The 24,655-nt window shown below is 69.7% G+C and carries 23 protein-coding genes and 1 pseudogene; 10 read left to right on the top strand and 14 right to left on the bottom strand.

Annotation, left to right across the window (positions count from 1 at the left end; all coding sequences use genetic code 11):
- Positions 1 to 10: 10 nt before the first annotated feature.
- The 3 genes from amrb99_RS22610 to amrb99_RS22600 form a co-directional block, all read right to left on the bottom strand.
- Entirely contained in the window at positions 11 to 1,012 is a 1,002-nt protein-coding gene (locus amrb99_RS22610; RefSeq protein WP_190859231.1) for an SCO2521 family protein, read from the bottom strand.
- Complete coding sequence (locus tag amrb99_RS22605; RefSeq protein ID WP_241755806.1) at positions 1,002 to 2,045, bottom strand: SCO2522 family protein; 1,044 nt, start codon at positions 2,043 to 2,045, stop codon at positions 1,002 to 1,004. The genes amrb99_RS22610 and amrb99_RS22605 overlap by 11 nt, the downstream gene beginning before the upstream one ends.
- A 238-nt stretch (positions 2,046 to 2,283) precedes the next feature.
- A complete protein-coding gene (locus amrb99_RS22600) occupies positions 2,284 to 2,817 on the bottom strand; it encodes an ISAs1 family transposase (RefSeq protein ID WP_241755820.1) in 534 nt (177 codons plus the stop codon).
- 282 nt (positions 2,818 to 3,099) lie between these two features.
- On the opposite strand from amrb99_RS22600, the gene amrb99_RS53275 reads away from it, so the two are divergent.
- Positions 3,100 to 5,019, top strand: coding sequence for a hypothetical protein (locus amrb99_RS53275; RefSeq protein ID WP_190859225.1), 1,920 nt, complete (start codon positions 3,100 to 3,102; stop codon positions 5,017 to 5,019).
- Between the two features lie 540 nt (positions 5,020 to 5,559).
- On the opposite strand, the gene amrb99_RS51345 is transcribed toward amrb99_RS53275, so the two are convergent.
- Complete coding sequence (locus amrb99_RS51345) at positions 5,560 to 5,727, bottom strand: group II intron maturase-specific domain-containing protein (protein ID WP_347256802.1); 168 nt, start codon at positions 5,725 to 5,727, stop codon at positions 5,560 to 5,562.
- Positions 5,728 to 5,787: 60 nt separating this feature from the next.
- Positions 5,788 to 6,444 (bottom strand): annotated as a pseudogene (locus amrb99_RS51340) (reverse transcriptase/maturase family protein); the annotation flags it as partial.
- Positions 6,445 to 7,112: 668 nt separating this feature from the next.
- Between amrb99_RS51340 and amrb99_RS53270 the strand changes: the two are divergent.
- The 3 genes from amrb99_RS53270 (at position 7,113) to amrb99_RS22575 (ending at position 10,595) form a co-directional block, all read left to right on the top strand.
- Entirely contained in the window at positions 7,113 to 8,687 is a 1,575-nt protein-coding gene (locus amrb99_RS53270; RefSeq protein WP_190859223.1) for a TraM recognition domain-containing protein, read from the top strand.
- Between the two features lie 179 nt (positions 8,688 to 8,866).
- Positions 8,867 to 9,886, top strand: coding sequence for an aspartate-semialdehyde dehydrogenase (locus tag amrb99_RS22580; protein ID WP_190859221.1), 1,020 nt, complete (start codon positions 8,867 to 8,869; stop codon positions 9,884 to 9,886).
- A gap of 91 nt (positions 9,887 to 9,977) precedes the next feature.
- Positions 9,978 to 10,595, top strand: a complete 618-nt coding sequence (locus tag amrb99_RS22575) for a hypothetical protein (RefSeq protein ID WP_190859211.1) — start codon at positions 9,978 to 9,980, stop codon at positions 10,593 to 10,595.
- Positions 10,596 to 10,640: 45 nt separating this feature from the next.
- On the opposite strand, the gene amrb99_RS22570 is transcribed toward amrb99_RS22575, so the two are convergent.
- On the bottom strand, positions 10,641 to 10,859 hold the full coding sequence (locus amrb99_RS22570) for a DUF2277 domain-containing protein (RefSeq protein WP_190859209.1): 219 nt from the start codon (positions 10,857 to 10,859) through the stop codon (positions 10,641 to 10,643).
- Between the two features lie 477 nt (positions 10,860 to 11,336).
- On the bottom strand, positions 11,337 to 12,365 hold the full coding sequence (locus amrb99_RS22565; protein WP_190859207.1) for an alpha/beta hydrolase-fold protein: 1,029 nt from the start codon (positions 12,363 to 12,365) through the stop codon (positions 11,337 to 11,339).
- 173 nt (positions 12,366 to 12,538) lie between these two features.
- Between amrb99_RS22565 and amrb99_RS22560 the strand changes: the two genes are divergently transcribed.
- Entirely contained in the window at positions 12,539 to 13,270 is a 732-nt protein-coding gene (locus tag amrb99_RS22560; protein ID WP_190859205.1) for an isocitrate lyase/phosphoenolpyruvate mutase family protein, read from the top strand.
- A 101-nt stretch (positions 13,271 to 13,371) separates the two neighbouring features.
- Positions 13,372 to 14,202, top strand: a complete 831-nt coding sequence (locus tag amrb99_RS22555; protein WP_190859203.1) for an oxygenase MpaB family protein — start codon at positions 13,372 to 13,374, stop codon at positions 14,200 to 14,202.
- Between the two features lie 16 nt (positions 14,203 to 14,218).
- Here amrb99_RS22555 and amrb99_RS22550 read toward each other — a convergent pair whose 3' ends face one another.
- Positions 14,219 to 15,094, bottom strand: a complete 876-nt coding sequence (locus amrb99_RS22550) for an alpha/beta hydrolase (protein ID WP_190859201.1) — start codon at positions 15,092 to 15,094, stop codon at positions 14,219 to 14,221.
- An 85-nt stretch (positions 15,095 to 15,179) separates the two neighbouring features.
- On the opposite strand from amrb99_RS22550, the gene amrb99_RS22545 reads away from it, so the two are divergent.
- The gene (locus amrb99_RS22545) at positions 15,180 to 15,731 is read left to right on the top strand and encodes a CGNR zinc finger domain-containing protein (protein ID WP_190859199.1); all 552 of its coding nucleotides are present in this window, start codon (positions 15,180 to 15,182) and stop codon (positions 15,729 to 15,731) included.
- 12 nt (positions 15,732 to 15,743) lie between these two features.
- Here amrb99_RS22545 and amrb99_RS22540 read toward each other — a convergent pair whose 3' ends face one another.
- From amrb99_RS22540 to amrb99_RS52535, 3 genes are all read right to left on the bottom strand, one after another.
- Positions 15,744 to 16,091, bottom strand: a complete 348-nt coding sequence (locus amrb99_RS22540) for a VOC family protein (RefSeq protein ID WP_190859196.1) — start codon at positions 16,089 to 16,091, stop codon at positions 15,744 to 15,746.
- Positions 16,092 to 16,173: 82 nt separating this feature from the next.
- The gene (locus tag amrb99_RS22535) at positions 16,174 to 16,683 is read right to left on the bottom strand and encodes a hypothetical protein (RefSeq protein WP_190859194.1); all 510 of its coding nucleotides are present in this window, start codon (positions 16,681 to 16,683) and stop codon (positions 16,174 to 16,176) included.
- Positions 16,680 to 16,802, bottom strand: coding sequence for a hypothetical protein (locus tag amrb99_RS52535; RefSeq protein WP_277820000.1), 123 nt, complete (start codon positions 16,800 to 16,802; stop codon positions 16,680 to 16,682). The genes amrb99_RS22535 and amrb99_RS52535 overlap by 4 nt, the downstream gene beginning before the upstream one ends.
- A gap of 111 nt (positions 16,803 to 16,913) precedes the next feature.
- Here amrb99_RS52535 and amrb99_RS22530 point away from each other — a divergent pair, with 111 nt between their 5' ends.
- Positions 16,914 to 17,339, top strand: coding sequence for a hypothetical protein (locus amrb99_RS22530; protein ID WP_206700062.1), 426 nt, complete (start codon positions 16,914 to 16,916; stop codon positions 17,337 to 17,339).
- A gap of 1,091 nt (positions 17,340 to 18,430) precedes the next feature.
- Positions 18,431 to 19,192 (top strand): class I SAM-dependent methyltransferase, encoded by a 762-nt coding sequence (locus amrb99_RS22525; RefSeq protein ID WP_190859190.1) that lies wholly within the window; start codon positions 18,431 to 18,433, stop codon positions 19,190 to 19,192.
- Between the two features lie 43 nt (positions 19,193 to 19,235).
- On the opposite strand, the gene amrb99_RS22520 is transcribed toward amrb99_RS22525, so the two are convergent.
- Together amrb99_RS22520 and amrb99_RS22515 are read right to left on the bottom strand one after the other, a co-directional pair.
- On the bottom strand, positions 19,236 to 20,510 hold the full coding sequence (locus amrb99_RS22520) for an HNH endonuclease signature motif containing protein (RefSeq protein WP_190859188.1): 1,275 nt from the start codon (positions 20,508 to 20,510) through the stop codon (positions 19,236 to 19,238).
- Between the two features lie 746 nt (positions 20,511 to 21,256).
- Positions 21,257 to 22,441, bottom strand: coding sequence for a cytochrome P450 (locus amrb99_RS22515; RefSeq protein WP_194737069.1), 1,185 nt, complete (start codon positions 22,439 to 22,441; stop codon positions 21,257 to 21,259).
- A 108-nt stretch (positions 22,442 to 22,549) separates the two neighbouring features.
- On the opposite strand from amrb99_RS22515, the gene amrb99_RS22510 reads away from it, so the two are divergent.
- Positions 22,550 to 23,365 carry an SAM-dependent methyltransferase gene (locus amrb99_RS22510; protein ID WP_347256799.1) on the top strand — a complete coding sequence of 272 codons (816 nt, stop codon included), beginning with the start codon at positions 22,550 to 22,552 and terminating at the stop codon, positions 23,363 to 23,365.
- A gap of 100 nt (positions 23,366 to 23,465) precedes the next feature.
- On the opposite strand, the gene amrb99_RS22505 is transcribed toward amrb99_RS22510, so the two are convergent.
- Positions 23,466 to 24,614 carry an aminoglycoside phosphotransferase family protein gene (locus amrb99_RS22505; protein WP_190859184.1) on the bottom strand — a complete coding sequence of 383 codons (1,149 nt, stop codon included), beginning with the start codon at positions 24,612 to 24,614 and terminating at the stop codon, positions 23,466 to 23,468.
- Positions 24,615 to 24,655 lie beyond the last annotated feature (41 nt).

Genomic DNA, 24,655 nt, shown 5'->3' with positions numbered 1-24,655 from the left:
GGGAGGACCCTCACAAGTCGGCCTTCGAGCCGAGGAGGGTCAGGGTGTGCAGCGCGAGTTGATCGCGAATGCGATCGATCGAGTTCTGCCATTGCTGCTGGAATCTGACCTTCTGGTCGAGATCCGTCCATAGCGGCATGAGCGAGTGGTCCACCCGGACGCCCGGCATCCACAGGTGCAGGAGGTGGTCGACCGCCGGCCGTATCCGGTCGATCACCTGGGCGTGCGCTCCTTCGCCGAGGCGGCCGCGCGAGATCATCTCTGTCACCGTGGTCAGCAGCCAGTCGTGCAGCGCCAGGTCCTCGCACCATCCGGCGACCGCAGCCGGGTCGGGCGACCTCAGCGCGAGACGGACCAGCCGGTCCGTCCCGTCGCCGACCGCGAACTCGACGCGTTCGCCGCGGTCGGCATCCACCGGCTCCAGGACCCACCGCAGCGTCGTGCGGGCGGCGCGGAACGGCGGCCGGCGGTCGAACCGGCCGGACCGCTGCACCGTGTCCAGAACCTGGTCGCAGAGGGGGCCGAGGGCGATGCCCCGGGCGCCCAGGGCCGGGGCGAGGAAGCCCGCGGCCACGTCGGCCCAGTCGGCCTTCCCGATCGTCTCGACCGAACCGGGCCGGGAAAGGTGATGCGACCACGGCTGCCGGTGCTCGCCCGAGCCGGCCGCGGCCTGGGTGAACGCCGATCCCTGGAGCACTCGGCCGCCGGTGATCGACGCCCGCGCCCGCACCGTGCCGACGGCCCGCACCCCGCGCCTGGACCGGGTCGCCAGCTCGCAGTCGACGCCGGCGAGGACGTCCGGCGAGACCGCGTGCGGGATCGGGCGCTCGGAGATGCGGACCCGCTCACCGGGGAGGATCGCCAGTGCCGCGCGAACGTCGGCGCGGGCCGCCGCGGCGGAGGTGAGCAGCAGCCCGGTGCGGACCACGCCCATCACGATCCCGCCCTGGCCGGGGGCGGTGCGGCGGCCGCCGGGACGGGCCCCGGCGGCCGCGCGGGTGTCAGAACCCACCGGCGAAGACATAGGCGATCCTGTCCACCACGGCCGGGGGCAGCTCGATGGATTCGGCGGAGCCGCGGTCGGCGATCTGCCGCAGCACCTCGTCGTCGACGGCCACCTGATCGAGGATGGTGCGGACCGCCCCCTCGACCGGCAGGAAGCGGGGGTCGAGCACGGACATGGTCCGGTAGGCGCTGAACGGCCGGGCGGCCGGATTCAGCTGGAGGATCGGCGGCACCTCCTCCCAGTCGGCGGGCAGGTCTCCCTCCCAGGTCACCGGTGTGGCGACCGCCGCGCCGTCGTACCGGAGGAGGCCGAGCCGAAGCAGCTGCCAGACCGAGGCCAGGAACGCGCACGACCAGAGCCTGCGACCGCCGGGCGGCTCGCTCCAGAGCTCCACGTCCACGAAGATCGAGTGCTGCCGGGCGGTGTTCTCACGCGGCGGCCCCCAGGGCGCGGGCCTGCGCATCGCCTCGTCGGCGGAGGCGGCCGTCGAGCGCTCGCCGTTGCACAACCAGCCCACCTCGTGCAGGGGCGGACGGGAGCCGTCGGTGCCCGGCGGAGGGGCCGGCACGAGCCGCCGTTCGACGATCTCGGCCAGCGGCACCTCTCCGGCGACCGCGCACCCGGACTCGCGCGCCAGATAGTCGATGCGCAGGTCGCAGTCGGCGGCGGCGGCCGTCAGGTCACCGATCACCTCGGCGGGCTCACCGAAGCGGGTGAAGTAGTCGTCGATGAGGAAGCAGGTGCTGATCCGGGGGCGGCGGCCGGGGTGGCGCCGCTCGTACAGCGACCGCAGCGTCTCGACCCACGGCCGGACCCGCTCGAACTGGTCGCGGAGGTAGGCCGGACCGCGCTCGAAGTCCTCGGCGTAGAGGTGCCCGAGCTCGATCGACACGTGCGACAGCGGCACCCCGGCGAGCCGCCGCTCCACGTCGAGCTCCGTGAACGGAGCGCCCGCAGGAAGCCGCGGGTCACCGCGCGGAACTCGGCGACCTGGGACGAGATCGACTCGGCGACGAAGAACATCGTGCCGACGTCCCATTCCTCCTGCGGCAGGTCGAAGATGCTGCCCTGGCGGATGTTGGCGCGCGCCCGGAGGGCCTGGCGCGGGTCGGTCACCGCGGCATGGCGCGGGCTCTCGCGGAGCAGTCGCCAGAATTGGTCCCAGGAAGGCGAGTACGACGCCAGTCGCTTCTCGGGCCATCCGATGTTGGGGGAGGCGTACTCCCAGAGCAGGGCAATTTCAAAGTCGTTGGGTGATGGCCAGGGCTCACGCGTTCTCAACTCGTGAGACCGAGTGGCTGAAGGGCGTGGTCGGGGCGGCCGCGGATGTACGCGGCGAGGTGAGCAGGGCGGGCGTGCTCGGCGGTCAGGCTGGTGACCGCGTACACAGTGGTGATGGTGGTCTTGCCGGTCACCGCATCGGTGCGGCGTCGCTCGACCTGCACGGCCTGGGCGGCGTGCGGGAACAGCAGGCCGCCGACGGTGCAGACCTTCAAGCGGCGGATCTCATCGCGGCCATGGGCGTGGTCTCGGGTCTTGTCGGCCAGCGGCACATCGCGCCAGGGAAGACGCCTGAGCTGGCGGTGCAGATACTTCTGGTTCCCCTTGACGATCACGATGTAATCGGCGTTCTTGACCTCGGCCAGCCATGTGGCGTGCTCGCGGACGGCGTGCAGCGCGTCGGTGGTGACGACGGCGCCATGCAGGTTCAGTGGTTCCAGCAGGTCGGTGAAGCAGGTGGTATCGCCGCTCTTGGCGGCGACCTGACGCTGGCCGAGCACGATTCCGGCATAGGTGGCGGCCGCGACCAGTCGTCAGCCGGATCCTCCGGTCCGTTCGCCCCCGCCGCAGCGAGAGCGTCCAACTTGCCCTTCGGTTCCAACGCCTTGACCACTCAGATGGTGTTGCCACCAAACGCTCGCGCCGGACAGTCCTAGTAGGTTCCTGAACGTACAGCACCAGAAAGCCGTTGTGTGCCCCGTGCCAGATGCCCCTGTGTCCTGACAAAGACAGAGGAAAATATGGTTTAGGACGTCCGGTTTCGTGGCTGTGAATTTGCTGGAAGTAACACAACGCAACGAGAAAGGCACCACGTGAAGACAGATATCGAAATGCAGGCCGACGCCCTTCTGTCTAGTGGCCGAACCGCGGTTCGCAATGGAACCCATGGCGAGTACTCTAAAGAGCACTTGGCGATGCTCGCGCACTCCCTGACCTTTCGACCGCAGGTGAAATATTCGCCGCTGAATCGGGTACTTTCCGAGAAGAGCGATCATATATTCCGCGAACGCTGTGAAGGTGTACTCGAACGGCTTAAATCCTACGCCGCAGAGTATAGGAATCGCCTGGAACTCCAATCGATGGTGGTCCGGCATGTTCTTCATGCCCTGGGGGAAGACGACTACGAGGAACTCGCCAAGCTGGGAATCAACATTTCCTATGCCTGGTTGGATGACATTCTCAGGACGGCGACCAGTGGGGCATCCGTCATCGGTATCGAAACTGTTGGACCTTACGCCGCCAATCATCTTACCGCCGACGGGTTTGAGGTCCAGGCAGAGCGACTTCCCGCGGATGAACAGGTCGGTCTACTACTCGCTGGAATCTTTCGTGACGTCTTCGCGGATTGCGAAAATGTCCGTTGCGTCGCCCTCATCGACGATCTGACAAGTTATATCCCTGGCCGGGAACTTACCCAGGAGGAGCGCGATCGCTACGTGGTTGCGATAGCTGACATCTTCCGAGATTTCGGTGCGATCAGACCGGATGATCGTCCGGGTAGGAACTACATCTTCATCCGGGAAAGCGAGCTGCCGCCTGCGGTAGACGAGTTGGTGCAGCGGCTGAGGCAGAGTCGTGCGGGAGACGTCGATACGTTGCCCAATGGCGATGTGATCTTCTATCCATCTGAGATTTTCATCGAAAGACTTGCACTTCTCTCTAACAACCGGAAACGAGAATTCCGCCGTCGAGGCGTCCTGGTCAAGCGACAGGGACGGCCCACCTGTCACGCTATGGAAGCCGCCAGCCACTTCCATCCGGCCAGCCGGGAGATGCAACACGTTAGGATGCTGGACCGGTATTTCGAAAGCCAGCAGGATAAGACATACGCACTGGTGCGGGCGATGGAGATCGTTACTCAAGACCGATACCACAATCTGTTCTACGACAGTGAGCGACTCTCGCCCGAAGTTATCGTGTATGTCATCTGTGAATTGTTGGCCGAGCAGGCACGCCGACTCTTGGAATCCCACGACCGGGAGAGCAGTTGGGAACAGTTTGATTCGGATGAATATGTCACCCGCAATTATGGAACTCGTATTCTTCCGGAAGATCGAACTATCATCAATATCGTCACGGACCAGCTGGCCCAGCTGAATATTCCGTTCAAGGATGCGAAGCTGGTGGCAGATATCGGATCAGGACCAAATCTGTATCCGGCGATGATCCTCGCACCTTACCTGGCTGACGACGGGGCGATTGACCTGATTGAGTACAGCTCGTCGAATCGTTCGTATGTGCAGGCCATGATCGCGCAAACTCCAGAGGAGAGGAGTGGGGGGATATGGAATAAGTTCGAGGAGTTGATGATCGGTACCGCAGGTGACCAATATTTGGGCTGTCTTGAGCGAGTATGTGAACTTGGGAACTCCGTGCTCGGCTCTGTGTTCGCCCTGCCCAAGAGTCGCTATGATATCGTGAGCTCATATTTTGTCACGGAATCCATAACCAGTTCCCGGCAAGAATTCTGGCTAGCGACCCGAAACTTGGCCACAACTGTCCGGCCGGGCGGGATAATCATTGCTGCTCACATGGTGGGTTCGCAAGGATACCAAGCCGGCGAGGGGACTCATTATCCCGCTGTAGAACTCTCCGTGGAGGAGATTGTTCAGGCGTACCGGGACGCCGGCCTGACATTCAGCCTCTCTGTCGTCGAACAGACGATGCTCAAAGCTCGAGACGGGTACCAGAAGATGATGGTGGTCATAGCGCAGCACGGAAACAACAAGTAATCCGTGAGCCTCGGTTATCGGTGGGGTGGCCCGCAAGGTGCTTGCAATGTCGCGGCAACCGGCTGCCGGCAATTGGAGCGGTCTCATGGCGTGGTCGAGGGCCGCGAGCAGATGGATCTTGCGGCCTGCCGCCTTGGCCGCGCCGCCGGGTAGTCCCGGCACGTTGCCGTGCCGGGGCCCCTCAGAACCGTGCGTGCCACTTGTGACGGCACACGGCTCAAGCAAGCCCCGATAAGCGGGTGGAATGTTTTCCTTGCGTGGGGAGTGTGGGCGCTGGGTCAGCGGTGCCCGGCGGAAGGTGTCGTTGCCGTCTCAGTGCCCAGTAGGTGGTGAGGTCGGGGTCGTCGGGTGACGCTGCCCCATCACCATCTGGTGCCTCTTGATCGGCGTCCAGGCCGGCTTAATCATGTAGGCGCCGGTTTCCCGGTCTCCGAAGACCCAGCGGTCGTTCCTGGCCGGATGGAACTTGCCGAAGTAGCGTTCGGTGATCCATGCCGGCGACTTGTTCTTGTGCCGATGCTTGGCCCACCTCGTCGACGTTCACCACAGGGTGTGGTCGATGGAGGCGGACGTCTGCTTGGACACCGCTGTCCGGTAGTAGGCCGCCCAGCCGCGCAGGACCGGGTTGAGTTTCCCGATCACCGCAGGCGCGTTCGCTCCGTAGAGTCGCCGCACCTCGTTGCGCAGCCTTGTCCGGAAGCGTTTCACTGCTGCCTTGTCCGGTTTGATCAGCAGCTTGCCGCTGGGGTGGTGGCGGATGTTGAAGCCGAGGAAGTCGAAGCCCTCATCGAGGCGGACGATGCGTGTCTTGTCCTCGTTGAGGACCAGCCCTCGTGGCTCCAGCCACGCGGCGAGCTGTGCTTTGACCTGCTCTGCCTCCTGCCTGCTGTGGCAGAGTACGACCAGGTCGTCGGCGTACCTGATGACCACTGGTGTGCCCGGCACGCTCCATCCCTTGTGCGATGGTTTGGTGCTGTATCGAGCACCGGTAGCGTGTCCCATCCCGTGAAGCGCCACGTTCAACAGGCATGGGGAGAGCACACCGCCTTACGGCGTTCCCTCCCACGTCGGCGCGAATCGACCGTTCTCCATGACCCCTGCTCTGAGCCACTGGGCGACTTGGTCCCTGGCGGGGAACAGGCCGAGTTGGTCCAAGAGCTGCTGATGGTCAATGCGGTCGAACGCGGCCGCCAAGTCGGCATCCACGATCCAGGCCCGCTTGGGTCGCTTGCCCTTGCAGACCCCGAAGATCGCTTCGATCGCATCATGGCACCCGCGGCCCGGCCGGAAGCCGTGGCTGCGCGGCTCGAATCGCGCCTCCCACTCGGGCTCCAGCGCGTTGAGGACCACCGCCTGGCAGGCGCGGTCCCGGATCACCGGTATACCCAGTGGACGCCGTTCTCCGTTCGTCTTGGGGATGAACACCCGCTTGACCGGCCGAGGCCGCCAGCCCGCACGACGATGCCGCACCCAGTCGGCCAGTTCGGCCCTCTGAGACGCCAGCAGCGCGGTTCCGCCCGTCGACCCCGGCCGTCGCACGGCCCTGATTGCTCTGCGCCACCCTGCGCACGTTCATCCGAGCGTTCGCGCGTGAGCGCAGCATCAGCTTTTGCAGGTTGCGCAACCGTTTATGGTCGCCGTCCCGCGCCACCGCGAAGATGCGCTGCCGCAGCCGCCGTACCCGGTCTTCCTCCTGGTCCCAGTCGATCCCGAACCAGTCCTCAGCCGGATCCTCCGGTCCGTTCGCCCCCGCCGCAGCGAGAGCGTCCAACTTGCTCCGGTCGACCTGTTCATCGTCTCCGGCCGCGTTCTCGCCGGGTGTGTACCAGATCCGCCCGGTTCATCGACAAACAGAGATCAATGTTCGCATTGTATGGCCCTGTGAAAGTCATAGCCGGTTCATGTCGTTATGGGCGAGTCTCTGTGGTTGGAAGGTATCCGTCCGTAATCGTGCCGGGAGTGCGGATGAATTTTCCGCACCAGTGGTGGCGTCCATCGGCCTTCTGCGGACAATCCGGGGCACCAGGAGATGTCGCCCGCAGCTGAGCGACCGTTCGAAGTCGCGCTGGCGGAGCAGTGAGGAGTCACCCAAAGTGCCGGTCCCCTTACTGATCACGATCATCGCTTCTGTGCCGGTGGCGGGCTACTTCGTGGTACGGCTGCTCTTGAACCTGCGCCGCCGCCGGACCTTCCGGCGATTGCGGCTCGGCTTCGCGTCCGGCTGGGAGGTCCGAAGGCTGCTGAGCGCGCGGACCGTTCAGAGCAGGGCGGGGCTCGTCCGCCCGTCCTTCGCGAACCGGCCCGGGCGCGAGGTGAGGCCCGAGGACGTCGGCTTCTGCATCGGACGGGACATCAGGTCCCGCCGGAAGCTGTACGCGTCCGCCGACGAGTCGGTCGTCGTCGTCGCCGCCCCGCGGCAGGGGAAGGACGTGCACTTCGTCACGCCTTTCACCATCGATGCCCCCGGTCCGTGCATCGTCACGTCCACCCGGCGGGAGACGTTCGTCAACACCGCCATGGTGCGGGCGCAGTACGGCCGTGTGTACGTGTTCGACCCCTACGACTGGACGGGGTGGCCGCACCGGGTGCGCTGGAACTACCTGGAGGGATGCGAGGACGCGAACGTGGTCGGGATCAGATCCGGCGCGCTCGTCTGGGCCTGCGGCTTCAGGATGGAGAAGGAGGGGGGCCGGGTGGTCGGCGGAGTGACCACCATCGTCCGCTGCCTGCTGCACGCGGGCGCGGTCGGCGGTCTCACCATCCGGGAGGTGGTGCGCTGGGCCTACGAGGCCAACGCCGACGAAGCGGTGGACATCCTGCGCGAGGCCGAAAGCGAAGGCAGGGGCGCACCGGGTTATGCGGCGGCACTGGAGTTCAACCGGCGGGACGAGCGTCTCTGGTCCGGCGTGATGCAGGTCATGAGCTGCTTCTCGATCCCGCGGGTCCTCGACGATCTCTCGCCGCCTCCCGGTGAGAGGTTCGACTTCAACGAGTTCCTCAAGGGCCGCAACACCATGTACTTCATCACCAAGCAGCACAACGAGCACGGGAGCATCGCGCCGGTCGTCGCCGACATGGTCGAGGAGTTCTTCGCGCTGGCCCGGCGTGCGGCGAGGATCCAGGCGACCGGCCGCCTCGACCCGCCCCTGACCTTCGAGCTGAACCAGGTGACGGACATCTGCCCGCTGCCCGAGCTGCCCACGTACGTGGGGGACTCCGGCGGCTACGGCATCGGCGTGCACACCTACCTGACGTCGATGGCGGACGCGCGCGCCGAATGGGGACCGCGGGCCGCCGAGCTATGGGACAACTCCACGTTCCGCGTCATCGCCGGTGGTGGCGGCAGCGCCGCGGACCTCGCCGAGCTCTCCGAGCTGGTGGGCGGGCACGGGGGAAGGCCGGCGCTGCACCCCGAGGAGATCCGGACCCTGTCCTTCGGGCGCGCCGCCCTCGTCGCGGGCACGGCCCGGCCCGTCGAGATGTGGCTCACCCCGTGGTGGAAGCGGACGGACCGGGACGACATCCTCGCGGGCAGGCACGCGGTCGAGGAGATGATCCGGAAACGCGCCGCGGACCAGGCGGCGACCGCCGCCGGCACCGCCGCCGCCGGCACCACCGCCGCCGCCGGGGTCACGCCCGACGACGAGGAGTCGGTGTTCGTATGGTGATCGCAGCGGCGCCGCCGGGCGGGGCCCCGACCGAGTGGCCTGCGTGCACATCTCGGTTCAGCGCCGCTTAGAGTCGGTGTGAAGGGTTAATTACTGGACGTCCCGGGACGGGGCCCGGCAGACTCGTCGGCCCAGGTCACGGGAGCATGGACGACCAGAGCACGAGCAGAGGGAGCGGCATGAGGATCGGGATCGTCGGGGCCACCGGCCAGGTCGGGGGCGTGATGCGCCGCATCCTGGCGGAACGCGGATTCCCGGTGGACGAGCTGCGGCTGTTCGCCTCGGCCCGTTCGGCCGGGCGGAAGCTGCCCTGGGGCGACACCGAGATCACCGTCGAGGACGCGGCGGCCGCCGACTACGCGGGCCTCGACATCGTGCTGTTCTCCGCGGGGAAGGGCTCGTCGAAGGAGCTGGCGCCGAAGGTCGCCGCGGCGGGCGCGGTCGTGATCGACAACTCGTCCGCCTGGCGGATGGACCCGGACGTCCCGCTGGTGGTGGCCGAGGTCAACCCGCACGCGGCGACGGACCGCCCGAAGGGGATCATCGCCAACCCGAACTGCACGACGATGGCGGCGATGCCGGTGCTGCGGCCGCTGCACGCCGAGGCGGGGCTGGCCGCGCTGGTCGTGTCGACGTACCAGGCGGTGTCGGGCAGCGGCCTCGCGGGCGTGTCGGAGCTGCACGAGCAGGCGCGCAAGGTCGTCGAGAACGCCGACCGGCTCACCCACGACGGCTCGACGGTGGAGTTCCCCGACCCGCAGGTGTACGTGCGGCCGATCGCGTTCAACGTGCTGCCGATGGCCGGCTCGATCGTGGACGACGGGCTCGCCGAGACCGACGAGGAGCAGAAGCTCCGCAACGAGAGCCGCAAGATCCTGGAGATCCCGGACCTGAAGGTGTCCGGGACCTGCGTGCGGGTGCCGGTGTTCACCGGGCACTCGCTGCAGATCAACGCGCGGTTCGAGCGGCCGATCGGGCCGGAGCGGGCCAGCGAGCTGCTGTCCGGCGCGCCGGGCGTGGTGCTGGCGGACGTGCCGACGCCGCTGCAGGCCGCCGGGCAGGACCCGACCTATGTCGGCCGGATCCGCCGCGACGAGACCGTGGAGAACGGGCTGGCGCTGTTCTGCTCGGGCGACAACCTGCGCAAGGGCGCGGCGCTGAACGCCGTCCAGATCGCCGAGCTGGTCGCCGCGGAGTAGCTACATATCCCGCATTCCGGGCAAATTGAACCGATCGCGTGCCGGTCCCGTCTGAGGGGCCGGCACGTGATCGTTTCTTGGGGGAGTCCGGATGGGGCGTTCGGCGATCGTGGCGGCGGGGACTGCGGCGGGGGCGCTGCTGCTGGCCGGCTGCGGGGGCGGCGGTGGCGGCGCGGGCGCCAAGGGCGGCGGGACGGCCGAGGTGTCGGCGCCCGCGATCGGCGCGACCAGCACCCCGGACCTCGGCGGCGGTGGCGGTCAGCGGCCCGCGCCGCGCAGGCCCGGCGCGCCGAACCGTCCGGCGGCCCTCGGCCCGCTCGGCTACGGGACGCTCCGGCTCGGGATGACGGCCCGGCAGCTGCGCGGGAGCGGCCTGCTCATCGGGAAAGTGCGCGGGGGCGCGACCGGCTGCGCCGGTTACGACCTGCGGACGCACCGCACGCCCAAAGGCTCGGTCGGCGTCTACTACTCCCCGCGCCTCGGCATCGCGTCGATCTTCGCCGTCGGGGGCATGCGCACCCCGCAGGGCATCGGCGTCGGGTCGACGCTGGCGCAGGTCGAGCGCGCCTACCCGAAGCTGGCGCGCGGCGTGAACGGCTCGTCCGCCCCCGTCCCCGGCAACCCGAAGGCCGTCTACAGCCTGCTGCTGTCGGGCGGCCGCGTCACGTCCCTCGCGCTGGACCTCGCCGGCCAGGACTGCCACAACTGACCGGCGCCCCGGCCGGCACAGGACGGGTCGGCGCGGGACGGGCGGCTAGCCCGCGCGGCGGCCCCTGACCTCCAGGGAGTCCAGGAGCGCCGCGGTGGAGCGGGCGATCTCCTCGACGGCGCGGTCGAACGCCTCGGCGTTGTGGGACGCGGGGGCCCGGAACCCGGAGATCTTGCGGACGTACTGGAGCGCGGCCGCCCGGACGTCCTCGTCGGTCACGTCCTCGCTGAACGGCGGGCGGAGCGTCTTGATGCTGCGGCACATGCGTCCATTGTGACCCGCACCACCGACAGAACCGCACCCCCTGGCGCCCCTCGATGGCCCGGGGGTTTTGAGGCCCCGGCGCCCAGCAGAGGTGGGGCGCCGGGGCCCGGCGGGGGGCGGGTCCGCGGAGCGGCGGCCGCGCGGGACGGGCCGAGATCCCGTCCCGCGCGGCCCGCCGGCGGCCGGCCCGGCGCGGTCGGCCGGCCGCCGGATGCGGCGGCGCGGATACGGCCGGGCGGGGACGGCCGCATCCGCGAGCGTCCGTCGTCGAAGGCGTCGCGCGTGGGGTGGTGCGGACGTTCTCGGTGGACAGCCCAAAGGCTCGCCGGACGGGTGACCGGTGTCAACGAATCCATGGGCCACTGGATTTTCAATCCCTGTGAACGGCCCCTCTGAAAACACTGAAAAGCCGACCTGACCAGCGCGAACGGCGTGCCCGCCGGAGGGGCGGGCACGCCGTTGTGAGGGGGCGGGACGTCAGGGCGCGATGCGCCGGCAGAGCCAGGCGAGCGCGAGCGGGTAGCGGTAGTCGATGCCGCCGTGGCCCGCGTCGAACAGCTCGAAGTGGATCACGTCCGGGGACACCCCGGCGTCCAGCAGCGCGCGGTGGAACGCCTCGGCGCCGATGTCCAGGAACCACTCGTCGCGGGTGCCGCCGTCGATCCAGATCGCCCGCTGGGAGCGCATCGCGGCGGCATGGTCCGGCACCATCCGGACGGGGTCCCAGGCGAGCCAGCGGTCCCAGACGTCCGGGCGCAGGACGCCCGTCACCGGGTCGAACGGCAGTTCCGGCGTGCCGTCGGACCGGGCGGAGTAGCAGACGGCCATGCCGAGGACGTTCAGCAGCTCCATGTCCTCGGGCTTGGTGAACGAGACCCGCCCGTTGAAGTCGTCCCACCAGCGCGTGATGTCGCCGTCGTACGCGCGCAGGTGGCGCACGCATTTGGGGAACTCGGGCAGGTAGCAGTACTCGAACAGGGCGTCCCCGGCGTGGGTGGCGAGCGCGCCGAACAGGTCGGGGCGCAGCATCGGCGTGATCATCGCGCCGTAGCCGCCGCTGGACTTGCCGCTGATCGCCCGGTGCTCGGGCGCGTCCAGGGTCCGGTAATGGGCGTCCACCCAGGGGACGACCTCGTCGCAGATGTACGAGTGGTACTTGCCGGTGCCGGGCGAGTCGACGTACTGGCTGCCGCCGTGCGCCGTCCACGCGTCGACGAACACCACGATCGCGGGCGGGGCCTCGCCGGACGCGAACACGGCGTCGGCGGTCTCGGGGAACGGCTGCCGGTACGGCATCCGGTTCCGCCAGATCCCGACGTGCCCGGTGAACCCGGTGATCACGTAGACGGAGGGGTAGCGGCGGTCCGGCTCGTCGTCGTAGCCCGGCGGGACGTACACCAGCAGCGGGCGTTCGTGCGGGTCCTTCAGCGGGTTGCCGCGCAGCAGCTCGCTGCTGACGACGTGCTCCTCAAGGCGTCCGGCGTAGTCGGCGGACCACGGCAGCATGCGCACTCCCTCGTGTCACGGGCCACTCGGCCATCTCGACGCTAACCCAGCCCCCGGGGTCGCGGATACCGCCGCCGGCCGGGTGCCGGACCCGGCCGGACGGGGCATGTGTCACGGAAAGCGTCCCGATCCGGTCCCCCTGGTGACCGATCAGGTGACGGAAGGAGAGACGGATGTCCGAGAACGCCGCCCGGTTGCGCGACCTGCACCGCCCCGGCGACCCGCTGCTGCTGCCGAACGTGTGGGACGCGGCGAGCGCCGAGATCGTCCAGGAGGCGGGGTTCCCCGCCCTCGCCACCGCGAGCGCGGCGATCTGCGCGATGCTGGGCTACCCCGACCACGAGGGCGCGCCGGCGGACGAGATGTTCGCCGCCGCCGGCCGGGTGATCCGGGCCGCGTCCGTCCCGGTCACGGTGGACGCCGAGGCCGGGTACGGGCTGCCGCCGGAGGAGCTGGTGGAGCGCCTGCTCGCGATCGGCGCCGCGGGCTGCAACCTGGAGGACACCTATGCCGGGAAGCTGGCCGAGCCGGAGGAGCAGGCCGAGTACCTGGCCGCGGTCCGCGCCGCGGCCGGCGACGCCCTGGTGATCAACGCGCGCGCCGACACGTTCATCGGCGGGGTCGCGGACCCGGTGGACGCCGCGATCGCCCGCGGCCGGCTCTACATCGAGGCGGGCGCGGACTGCGTCTACCCGATCACCGCGCCGCCGGACGCCGTGGCGGCGCTGGTCAAGGGCATTCCGGGGCCGGTGAACGTGAACGTCTTCCCCGGCTCGTCGCTCGCCGAGGCGGCGGAGGCCGGAGCCGCGCGCGTGTCGTTCGGGCCGGTGCCGTACATGCGGGCGCTGGACGCGCTCAAGGAGTTCTCGGAACGCGTGCTGCGGAAGGAGGATCCGTACGCCTGACCGGCGGGGGCGTCCGGTTCGCCGGGCGCCCTTGCAAGTGATCGCTTACAGCTGGCACAGTGATACGGAAATCGCTTCTCTGTACCAGGAGTGAGGACCGGATGACCGCGACCGCCACGTCCACGGACCGTCCCCCGACGATAGTCCTCGACGCGATCTCCGGCATGGCCCTGTCCGCCGCCGCCGCGAACGTCGTCATGCAGCTGTCGCGCCTGCCTGTCGGGCACGGCGTCGCCGAGAGCACCGTGGAGAGCGGCCGCGTCGACAAGCACCCCGTCAAGCGCGGGCGCACCACCCTCAGCTACATCGCCGTCGCGATGCTCGGCGACGAGGACGAGCGCCTCGCCATGCGCCGCGAGGTCAACCGCGCCCACAAGCACGTCCGCGCGAAGGAGCCCGTCCCCTACAACGCCTTCGACCGCGACCTCCAGCTCTGGGTGGCCGCGTGCCTCTACTGGGGCACCGAGATGATCTACACGATGCTCTACGGCGACCCCGCCCCCGAGCAGATCGACGCCCTGTACCGGCACGGCGCCCGCTTCGGCACCACCCTCCAGATGACCGAGGACATGTGGCCCGCCGACCGCGCCGCCTTCGAGGAGTACTGGACGGCGTCCCTCGCGAAGATCGAGATGGACGACGTCACCCGCGGCTACCTCCGCGACCTCACCGAGCTGCGGTTCCTGCCCGCCCCCGTGCGGTGGACGCTCGGCCGCCTGCACCGCTTCCTCACCCTCGGGTTCCTGCCGGCCCCCTTCCGTGACGAGCTCGGCTTCCCGTGGACGCCCCGCGACCAGGCCCGCTTCGACCGCTTCGTCCGTCTGATGGCGGCCACGAACCGCGCCATGCCCCGCCCCCTCCGCGCTTTCCCGTTCAACGTCTACCTGTGGGACGTCCGCCGCCGCATCCGGAAGGACCGCCCGATCGTTTGACGCCGGGGCGGCCGCGTCACGTCCAGGCGCGGTCGAGGAAGTCCGCGACGAGCGGCGCGATCTCCGGCAGCCGGTCCTCCAGCGCGAAGTGGCCGGTGTCGAGGACGTGGAGCTCGGCGTCCGGGACGTCGCGCAGGTAGGCGCGTGCGCCCGGCTCGGTGAAGAACGGGTCCCCGCGGCCCCACACGATCAGCGTCGGCGGGGTGTGCTCGCGAAGCCACGCCTGCCAGGCGCCGTAGCGCTCCACGTTGGCGTGGTAGTCGAACGCCAGCGCGACCTGCGCCTCCTTGCGTCCGGGCAGGTCGAGGAAGTGCTGGTCGAGCGTCCAGCCGTCGGGCGCGACCGCCTCGGTGTCGGCGACGCCCGTCTCGTACTGGCCGCGCGTCCCCTCCAGGGTGAGCAGGGCGCGGATCGTCTCCTCGGCGCCGTCCCGGCCGGGACGCAGCGCGATGAAGTCGCGGGCCGCGTCCGACAGGCCCTCGGCGTACGCGTTGCCGTTCTGGACGACCAGGCCCGCGATCCACTCCGGGCGGCGCTCGGCGAGCCGGAAGCCGACCGGCGCGCCGAAGTCGAAGACGTACATGACGAACCGGGACAGTCCGAGCCGCTCGACGAAGCCCTCGATGACGTCGGCGAGCCGGTCGAACGAGTACGCGAAGCCGTCCGGGACCCGCGTGTGCCCGAAGCCGGGGTAGTCGGGGGCGATGAGCCGGTACCGGGCGCCCAGCACGTCGATCAGCCGCCGGAACTGGTGCGACGCGGACGGGAACCCGTGCAGGAGCAGCAGCACGGGCGCACCGGCGCGCTCGGGCACCGACTCCCGGTAGAAGACGCGGACGCCGTCGACGTCCAGGTACCGGTGAACCGTCCGCGCGACCGTGGGAACCGTCATGTCTAACGCCTTTCTCCACTGAAGATGCGTTAGTTATAGCCAAGCACCGACTAACAGGTCAACTGTCACATGTAGCATTAGCATCATGAGCGACGTCGTCCCGCTGACCGGCGAACCCCTCGCCCTCGACCTCGTCAACACCCGCACCACGGCCGGCGACCTGCTCGCCACTCCCGACGACCTGCGCGCCTGGCTGGACCTCGAAGCCGCCCGGCTCCCGGACGCCGACTCCCTTGACATACACGATGTACGAGCCGTGCACACTGTACGCGAGCACGTCGCCAACGCCCTCGAACGCGCCCGCCACGGGGAGCGTCCCGCCGGCGCCGACCTCGCCGCGCTCAACGACGCCCAGCGCGCCGCACCCGCCATCACCGAGCTGACCTGGGACGGCTCGGCCGTCACGGCCGCACGCCGCCGCACCGGCCCGCCCGGCGCGCGGCTCGCCGGATGGCTCGCCGAGGCCGCCGCCGACCTCCTCGCGGACCCGTCCGTCACGAAGATCCGGCAGTGCGAGGCCGACGACTGCGTCCTGCTGTTCCTGCCCTCCCACCCGCGCCGCCGCTGGTGCTCGGCCGCCCGCTGCGGCAACCGCGTCCGCGTCGCCCGCCACTACCGGCGCCACAAACCCGCCTGACGGGCCCCCGCGTCAGCGGTGCGCGAGAACGTTGATCACACGCCCGTCCGGGTCGCGGACGAAGAACCGCCGCACGCCCCACTCCTCGTCCCGCAGCGGATGCACGATCTCCGCGCCCCGCGCCCGCATGGCCGCGTACGCCGCGTCGACGTCGTCCACCTCCACGCTGATGTCCGGAACGACCGGCGCCGTCCTGTCCGCGGACATGACGTTGATCTGCGCGCCCGGGACGTCCGGGGAGGCGAGCGTCATGACCCACCCGAGATCCATGACCTCCTCGAACCCCAGCAGGCCATAGAACTCGCGGCTCTCTCCCGCGGCTTCGGAGCGGATATTGGGCACGACGCGGCGAACGGACATGTGAGCGGCTCCAGAGAAGTTCGATCCGTGCCTCGACGCTATGCGCCCGGGACACGCGGGTCTTGGACGAATGGGAACGGCGTCACCCGTGTCGGCGGCGGCGGACGGCGTACGCCGCCGTCACCGCCGCCAGGAGCGGCCCCCAGGCGACCAGCGGCAGGTAGCAGACGTAGAGGATCACGGCCTTCGCGCCGTGCGGCATCTCCGGATCGGTGTTCGAGAAACCGAAGACCATCGGCGTCCACAGGCAGATCAGCGCGGCCGAGCCGAGCGACGCCGGGACGATCGCGGCGAGCGGCCGGATCCGCCGCCCGGCCAGGAACGGCACCCAGCGCGGCCAGACCTCGCCCCACGGCCGGACGAGCCCGAGGCTGAGGAACGCGATCGTCTCCGACAGCGCCGTCAGCGCGATCACGTACGGCAGGACGTACCATGGCCCGTTCGCCGGGTCCTGCGAACCGGTGAAGCCCGCCGGCAGGCCGAGCCCGAACAGGATCCGCCAGATCCCGGACGGGAGCGCGCACCACATCGTCGCCTGCGCCGCCCGGTCCGCCCAGCGCGGCACCGGCCCCCGCGTCCCGGCGGCGGTCATCGGACGGCCCCGAGCGCGTGCGCGGCCGGCTCACCGGACCCGGTGGCCAGCATCGCCCCGGCGATGAGGGCGACGAGCACCGCGATCACCGCGGCCTTGATCGTGAACTTCCGGGACACCGCTTCCTCCTGATCTCGCGATGCCTCCCACGCTCCCGCCCGCACCGCCCCGCCCACCTCCCCCGCACGGGCCATCCACGTCCCCCGCGAGACGGGCATAAGGTGCGGATCGTGCGGTGGCGGGTGAGGTGCGCCCTCGGCGTCTACCTGACCGGATTCGCCGAGGGAACATGCGCGCACCTCTGGGACCTGGCCCACGGCGGCGTCCACGCCTACGCCTTCGCCCCGGCCGTACTCCAGGTGTTCTTCACGGTCCTGGTCGCCCTGGACCCGCTGGTGGTCGTCCTACTGGCCCGCGCGCGCCCAGCAGGCGTCACGCTCGCGGCTGCGGTGATGGCAGCCGACGTCACCGCCAACTGGATCGCCGACTGGCCGCACCTGCGCGACGACCCGAACTGGCTATGGCGCCCCGTCGGCCTCCTGCCCATCACCCTCTTCGGCCTCTACGTGACCACCACCACGCTCCCCCTCCACCGAGCCCTCACCGCACGCCAGACCCGGTGCTCGGGCACGGTCAGTCCTACTCGGCCGACTTGACGAAGGTGCCCCGGGACGTCCCCTCGGCCTTGATGTCGATCGCCGTACGGATCGCCCTCGGATTCAGCCCTGGCGCGGACGGCTGCTGCGACGCCGCCCGGTTCTGATCCACCTTCCGGGAGCCGGCCGGGTGCCGGCCACTGTCATCAAGGTGTCGAAGACCGGTCGTGGACATCTGAACTTCGGCCCCACCAGCGAAGCGCCCTGCTTCACCCGCCAGGAACGTCCGGATGCCGCTTCGGCATCCTCGGACGATGGCCCGCGGTGATCACTATGCGTAGGCCGACTTCCGTGCCGGGAACATGGGGCGTTCAGTCGGCGCGAAGGATCAGGAGCCTCAGCAGGTCGACGTTCGTGGTGGCGGATGCCTCGGGCGAGGCTGCGCAGCGGAGGCATGTCGGTGGCATCGGCCTGGTGGAGCCGGGCCGGTGGCCTTCGCGGTCGGCCATCATCGTCACGAACAAGGCGACGCAGTCGGCAACGATGTCGGCTTGGCAGCGGGCCAGCAGGTTCTTGTGTCGCAGAGTCCGGGGCGGTCTGGGCGGCTGGCGAGGAGCCGGGGCGCGGTGAGTTCGTGGCTCATATTGAGGGCGGGGTCTCCGCTGGCCCGAATGGCCAGGCAGGCACGGTGCGCCTGACCGGCGTCTTGTCTGAAAGCCTGCCACCAGGCACAGCAACGAGTTGGAGCTCGCCGGGACGCCCCGCCACCGCTAGGTCCGCCAGCCGCCGCCGGTAGCTGCCGTGACGCGGTCTCGACGACGAGCCGCAGCATGGACAGGCGCACTGCGTGGTCGTCGTACGCACTTGGCTTTCGTTCGGCGGTACCTCCTCCACGGCCACCGATGCGAGATCACCCAGAACACCCGATAACTCTCCACAGTCACACGAGCCGAGATCTTTCGAACTACGTGACGCATGTGATCAACTCACAACAAGTCGATCAGAACCCGGCGCCACCCCGGGACGGCCTAAGGGATCGCCCCAGGCGCGGCCCGCTGCTGCAGAGGATCTCCGGCGCCAAGCGTCAGCGGAACGGTGAGGGCGGCTGGTCCCTTATCGGCCGGTGTCCGTGCGGGCCGATGATGGGGGACATGACCGCCAGCTCCCGCGCCGAGTCGTTCAATGGGGCCGCCGCCCAGTACGCGGCCAGCCGACCTTCCTATCCGCCCCAGCTCTTCGACACCATCGAGGAACTCGCGGGTCGTCCCCTGGCCGGTGCCCGGGTCGCCGATGTCGGTGCGGGCACCGGGATCGCCACCGCGCTGTTGCGCGCGAGGGACGCCCAGGTCATCGCCGTCGAACCGGGTGAAGCCATGGCCGCCGAGTGCCGCAGGGCCCTCCCGGACGTGCCGGTCGTACGCGGCGACGGCAACGCCCTCCCGCTGGCCGACGACTCGCAAGACCTCATCACCTACGCGCAGTCGTGGCAGTGGACGGACCCGGCCCGCGCCGTCCCCGAGGCACTCCGCGTCCTGCGCCGCGACGGCGCGGTGGCGATCTGGTGGAACACCACGGCCTTCGACGTGCCGTGGATCCGCGCGCAGCACGAGCGCATCGCACGGCATTGCGGGACGGAACCGAAGCCGACCGTCCGTCCTGACGACGGCGAAGCCATCCGGCTGGCGGGCCTGACGGGGCTGCGCGTCGCACGCCGTCAAATGCGCTGGACCCGCGTGGTTCCTCTGGACACCCACCTGGCCAACATCACCAGCCGCTCAGCGTTCCTCGTCCTCAGCGAGGCCCGCAGGCATGCCTTCCTCGTCGAGGAACGCCGTCGGCTGCAGGAGGCACTCCCGGACGACACGGTCGAGGAGACCTACCTAGTCGATCTGCTGGTGGCCACCCGCCCATAACCCTGCGGCCGGGTGGACCGGCGCCGGGCATGGACGAGCGCGGTCAAGCGGCCCAGCCGAGGGTGGGGGTGTCGGGTGGGTCGGTGCTGCCCGGTGGTCCGGCCCTGCTCGTGTCTCGCGCGTCGGCTGGTGGGAGTAGTCGGTAGACGTACCGCCCGTCCTGATCCTTGGTGATGTGGATCTGGTCGGGGCGACTGTGTTTGAAGCGGTTGTGCCATCCGCAGGTGAGTGCGAGTTGGTCGATGTCGGTGGGGGAGTGTCCGAGTGCCCATCCGTGGACGTGGTCGACTTCGCACAGTGTCCCGGGCACTTCGCAGCCTCGTACCGCGCAGGAGGAGTAGAGCGTCTCCAGGACTTGGCGTTGTGCTGGGGAGGCGAAGCGTTCCCGGTAGCCCAGGTAGAGCGGGGTGTTTCCGCGTCCGAGGAGGAGGGGTGAGACTCCGGCGGCCAGTGCGATGCGGCGGGCTTGTGCGGCGGGGATGGGGGTGCCGTCGGTGAGGCGGGCGGGTGCGTTGCCTCCGGTCAGCGTCTCCAGGTCGCAGATCACGGTGACCTTGGACGCCTTGTGCCCGCCCGACAGGACGCTGGACAGGGCGGCTGCGGTGCGTTCGGCGAGGTCTCGGCGGTCGTCTGGTCCGGCCGGCTTGGCCAGCGGGGCGAGCGTGCCGTCCCAGATGGCGGCGTCTTCGGGGTTCAGCCAGCCCTTGACGTACCGGCCGCCGTCCAGCGAACGCGTGGTCGTGAGCCAGGACTTGTCGTAGCCGCGCCGAGAATCCTCGTCGGGGGCGTCTTCGGTGTCGTCGCGTTCGGCGATGAGGTCGCGGATCCGGCGCCCGAACGCGGCTACCTTCCCGGCCGAGAAGCCCTGCTCGACGAACCCGAGGAGGATTGTCTCGGCCTCGGCGCAGTCGATGTCGTTCAGGCGTGAGACCGAGTCGGCGACGGTGGCGGCGTAGCCGTAGGACAAGTCGCCGGTGGCGAGGCGCTCGGTCACCTGCGGGAGGCGGTGACGCTGCCGGGCAAGAGTCAGCCGTTCCTTGGCGCGGCTGTCGCGCATGCCCAGCCGCGATCGCAGCCACGCCTGGGTGGAGGGATATCCCCACCGGGCCTGCTGTCCGGCGGCGTCGACTCGGCCGATGAATCCGGCGAGGACGCTTTCCTGCAAATCGGACGCGGCCACAAGTGTTTCGGTGAGTTCCAGGCAGGCCGCAGGAGATTCGGGAGCTTCTCGCGATGCGAGTTCAGTGGCGATGGTTGAGAGCGCGTTCACCAGTTCCATGGTGGACGCGGCCCCAAGCTCGACCGTCACTGACTGCATACGTAAATAGTACCCTGCGTGACTGACATTCGATGCCGTTCAAGGCCGTTCGTGCCACATTCTTCTCGGTATCTTTTCGGCGGGAAAGGCGGCTGAAGCGCGTGGCCATTGTCGATCTTCGAACCTCGGGGAAGGAGGAGTTCGTTCTTTGGTTCCTGACGGAGGGGGGTGGTGGGGTGGGGCGACCCGGGGGCGGGGCAGGCGGAGCCTGCCCCCATCACCTGCCTAGGGGCCGCAGAGGCTCGAAAGTCAAGGGTGGACGAAGTCCATCGCGAAGCGACGCCGAAGGCGCCCTTGACTTTGGAGGGGCGGCCCCGTACGCAAGCGCCACCCCACCACCCGAACACCCCTCTCGCCGATCTCCCGAACGCCGTCACTGATCCGGCGTTGAACGGCTCTTTCGGATGACGAGAATGACTTGCCGTCCAGGCGTATCGAGTTCCTCAGCATGATCTTGCAGGGCAGGTCGGCGTCCTCTCGTGCTTGGCGAAGTTCCCCTTCACCGAGCATTAGGTCACCCCCCGAGACAAACGATGACGCCTGCTATTGCTGCGTGCGCATCGGCGCCCTGCTCTGGCATCAGCGCGTTACTCGGCGGCGAGGCAGTGCGCGCTAGCGGCGGAAGATCCGCACCTCACGAAGGACAGCGCTGCCCCAAGGCGCCGGGCGGACGGTATCCGGGACGGTCGCGGAGGTGGGTGGGCTTCCGGGGCGCCCCGGGGTGGGGGGCGCCCCGGAAGGGCCCCTTAGCGGCGGGCGGTGATGCGGGTGGGGAGGGACACGAAGCCGCGGTCGTTGGAGGAGTGCACCCGCTCGGCGCCCGACTCGTCGATCTCGTAGTCGGCGACGACGGCGGTGACCTCCTGCAAGGCGATGCGCGCCTCCAGACGCCCGAGGTTCGCGCCGAGGCAGTGGTGCCGCCCGTTGCCGAAGGCGAGCGACGCGCCCGTGTCGCGGTCGAGGTCGAAGCGGTCCGGGTCCGCGAAGACCGACGGGTCGCGGTTCGCGGCGCCGGTGAGCAGGAGCACCTTCGCGTCGGCGGGGATCGTGACGCCGTGCAGCGTGACGTCCTCGGTGGCGGTGCGGGCGAGCACCTGCGACGTCGGCTCCCAGCGGAGTGTCTCCTCGATCCAGTCGTCGATGCGGCCGCCGAGAGCCCGCGCGCGCTCCTCGGGATGCAGCCAGGCGGCGTGCCACGCGTTGCCGAGCGTCAGCATCGTGGTCTCGATGCCCGCGCCGACGAGCAGGATCAGCACGCCGACGATCTCCTCGGGGGTGAGGCGGTCGTCGCCGTCGGCGGCGTCCAGCAGCCCCGACAGCAGGTCGCCGCGGCGCTCCTTGGACCGCTCGATCGTCAGCTCGGTGTAGTAGCCGACGAGGGCGCCGATGGCCTGCAGCGCCTCGGGCGGCAGGTCGTCGCCCTCCTCGCCGCGGTACATGATCGCCATGCCGAGGTCGCGGACCATGCCGCAGTCGGCCTCCGGGACGCCGACCAGCTCGGAGATGACGTCGGTGGGGAAGCGGCCGGCGAAGTCGGTCATCAGGTCGAAGGTGTCGCCGTCGAGGTGCGGCAGGACGCACTCGCGGGCGATCTCGCGGATGCGGGGCTCCAGCTCCTGGACGCGGCGCGCGGTGAAGGCGCGCGACACCAGGCCGCGCATCCGGGTGTGCTTGGGCGGGTCCATGGCGACGAACGAAAAGAACTTCTCCGCCTCCGGACCCCAGAACGCCGGTTCGATGCGCAGACCGTTCCGACTGGAGAAACGCGCTGAGTCGCGGAGCGCGGACAGAACGTCGTCGTGCCGGGACAGCGCCCAGAAGCCGTCCGTTTCGCTGCGATAGACCGGTGACTTTTCGCGCAGTTCCGCGTACACCGGGTAGGGGTTTTCCTGAATCGCGAAGTCGAACGGGCTGTAGAAAAGATCCACCATGTGCCTTCCCGGGTAGGTCATGCGCGTGGACCGATCCTGCCACGCATAATGGTGTCCTGCCATTTCACTTCCGTCGCGGTTTCGCGGCGGGCGACGAAGCGAGGCCGCGTGGACGCTGAGCTGGTTCCGCCGGGGATCGACCCGACGAAGGCGCACCCTTCGCGCAGGTACAACTACTGGCTCGGCGGCAAGGACAATTTCGCGGTCGACCGGGAATCGGCGGAGATGGTGGCGTCGGCGTTTCCCACGGTCGGCCTCGCGGCCCGGGAGAATCGCGCCTTCATGCGCCGGGTGGTCGGGCACCTGGCGGGCGAGGCCGGAATCGGCCAGTTCCTCGACATCGGCACCGGGCTGCCGTCCGCCGGCAATGTGCACGAGATCGCGCAGGGCATCGACCCGTCGGCGCGGATCGTTTACGTGGACAACGACCCGATCGTCCTGGTGCACGCCCGCGCGCTGCTGACGAGCGAGCCGCAGGGGCGGACGGCCTACATCGACGCCGACCTGCGCGACCCGGAGAAGATCCTCGCCGACGCTGACCTGCGGCGAACCCTGGACCTGTCCCGGCCGGTCGCGCTGATGCTGGTGGCGACGATGCATTTCATCACCGACGACCACGACCCGTACGGGATCGTCCGGACGCTGCTCGGCGCGCTGCCCTCCGGCAGCCACCTGGTGATGACGCACGCCACCGGCGACTACCTGACGCCGGAGGAGTACGCGGTGAACGTGGAGGCGAACGAGCGGAGCGGGGTGCCGTTCCGGCTGCGCAGCCGCGACGAGTTCGCGCGCTTCTTCGATGGCCTGGAGTTGCTGCCGCCCGGCGTCGGGTCCGTGGTGGAGTGGCGTCCGGAGGAGCCGCCGGAGGACCGTCCGGCGGTCGAGGACGTATCGATGTTCTGCGCGGTTGCCCGCGTGCCGTGAGCGGTGCCCGGCTCTGCGCGGTGGCCTGCCTGCCGTGAGCGGTGGCCCGCGTGCAGTGAGCGGTGGCCCGCCTCCTTGAGCGGTGGCCTGCGTCGCCTGGTCAGGCGCCGAGGACGGACCGGATCGTGTACCGGGCGTTGGCGGAGATGATCGGGTTCGTGGAGCGGTAGTACGGCAGTTGGATGACGGCCATGGACAGCGCCCAGCCGCGTCCGCGCAGCCAGGTCGCGTCGTCGGCGTCCACGGCGTCGCGGAAGGCGGGCCGCGCGCCGGGCGGCAGGAGGTTCCAGGCGGGGATCAGGTCGCAGGCGGGGTCGCCGATGCCGCAGGTGGCGAAGTCGAGAACGCCGGAGAGCCGTCCGGCGCCGTCCACGAGCAGGTTGCTCGGCATGAGGTCGGAGTGAAGCCAGCAGGGCGGGCCAGCCCAGTCGGGCGCGCGGAGCGATTCGTCCCAGGACGCCAGGATCGCGGCGGCGTCGAAGGGCTCGTCGGTGCGGCGCAGCTCGGCGACGGCCGCGCGCATCGCCGCGTCGACGGAGGCCAGCGGGCCGCCGCGGTACGCGGGCGGGCCGCCAGGGATGTCGATCTCGCGGAAGGCGACCACGAAGCCGGCGAGGTCGCGAGCGAGCCCCAGCCCAGCCTCGTCTTCGGCCCCACTTTCGGCCCCGGCCTCGGCTCCGGTCCCGGCCTCGGCTCCGGTCCCGGCCTCGGCTCCGGCCCCGGCCTCGGCCTCGGCCTCGGCCCTGGCCTGGGTTTCGGCCCCGGCTCCGGCCCCGGCTCCGGTCCCGGCCTCGGCCCCGGCTCCGGCCTCGGCTCCGGCCTCGGCCTGGGTTTCGGCCCTGGCCTCGGTCGGGGCCTCGGCCTCGGCCTCGGTCTGGGTTTCGGGCCTGGCCTGGGCTTCGGGCTTGCCTTCGGTCGGGGGGCGGCCGTTGAGCCATCGGTGCACTGCCCACGGCCATGGGAAGCCTTCGGCGGGGGTGCCCGTCCCGGCGACGGCAGGGATCGCGACGGGCAGGCGCGGCGCGAGCTCCGGCAGCCACCGCGTCTCGTGCTCCAAGGCCCGCACCCCGCCCGCCGTCAGCGGCAGCCGGACGGACAGCGCGGAGCCGAGCCGGTAGACGGCGTTGACGGTCCCGCCGGACGCGACCCGCTCGACGGGCAGCCCGGACCACTCCGGGAACCGTCCGCGCACGAGCCGCCGGACGAGGTCGGCGTCGGTGTCCACCTCGCCGTCGTGCATCTTCGCCATCGCGCCAGCAGACCCGACACCGCGCCGGACGGTCAACCGGA

The sequence above is a fragment of the Actinomadura sp. RB99 genome, from assembly GCF_014706005.1.
Classification (GTDB): Bacteria; Actinomycetota; Actinomycetes; order Streptosporangiales; family Streptosporangiaceae; genus Spirillospora.
The sequence above is the reverse complement of the archived record's forward strand: the minus strand, read 5'-3'. Positions and strand labels throughout refer to the sequence as shown.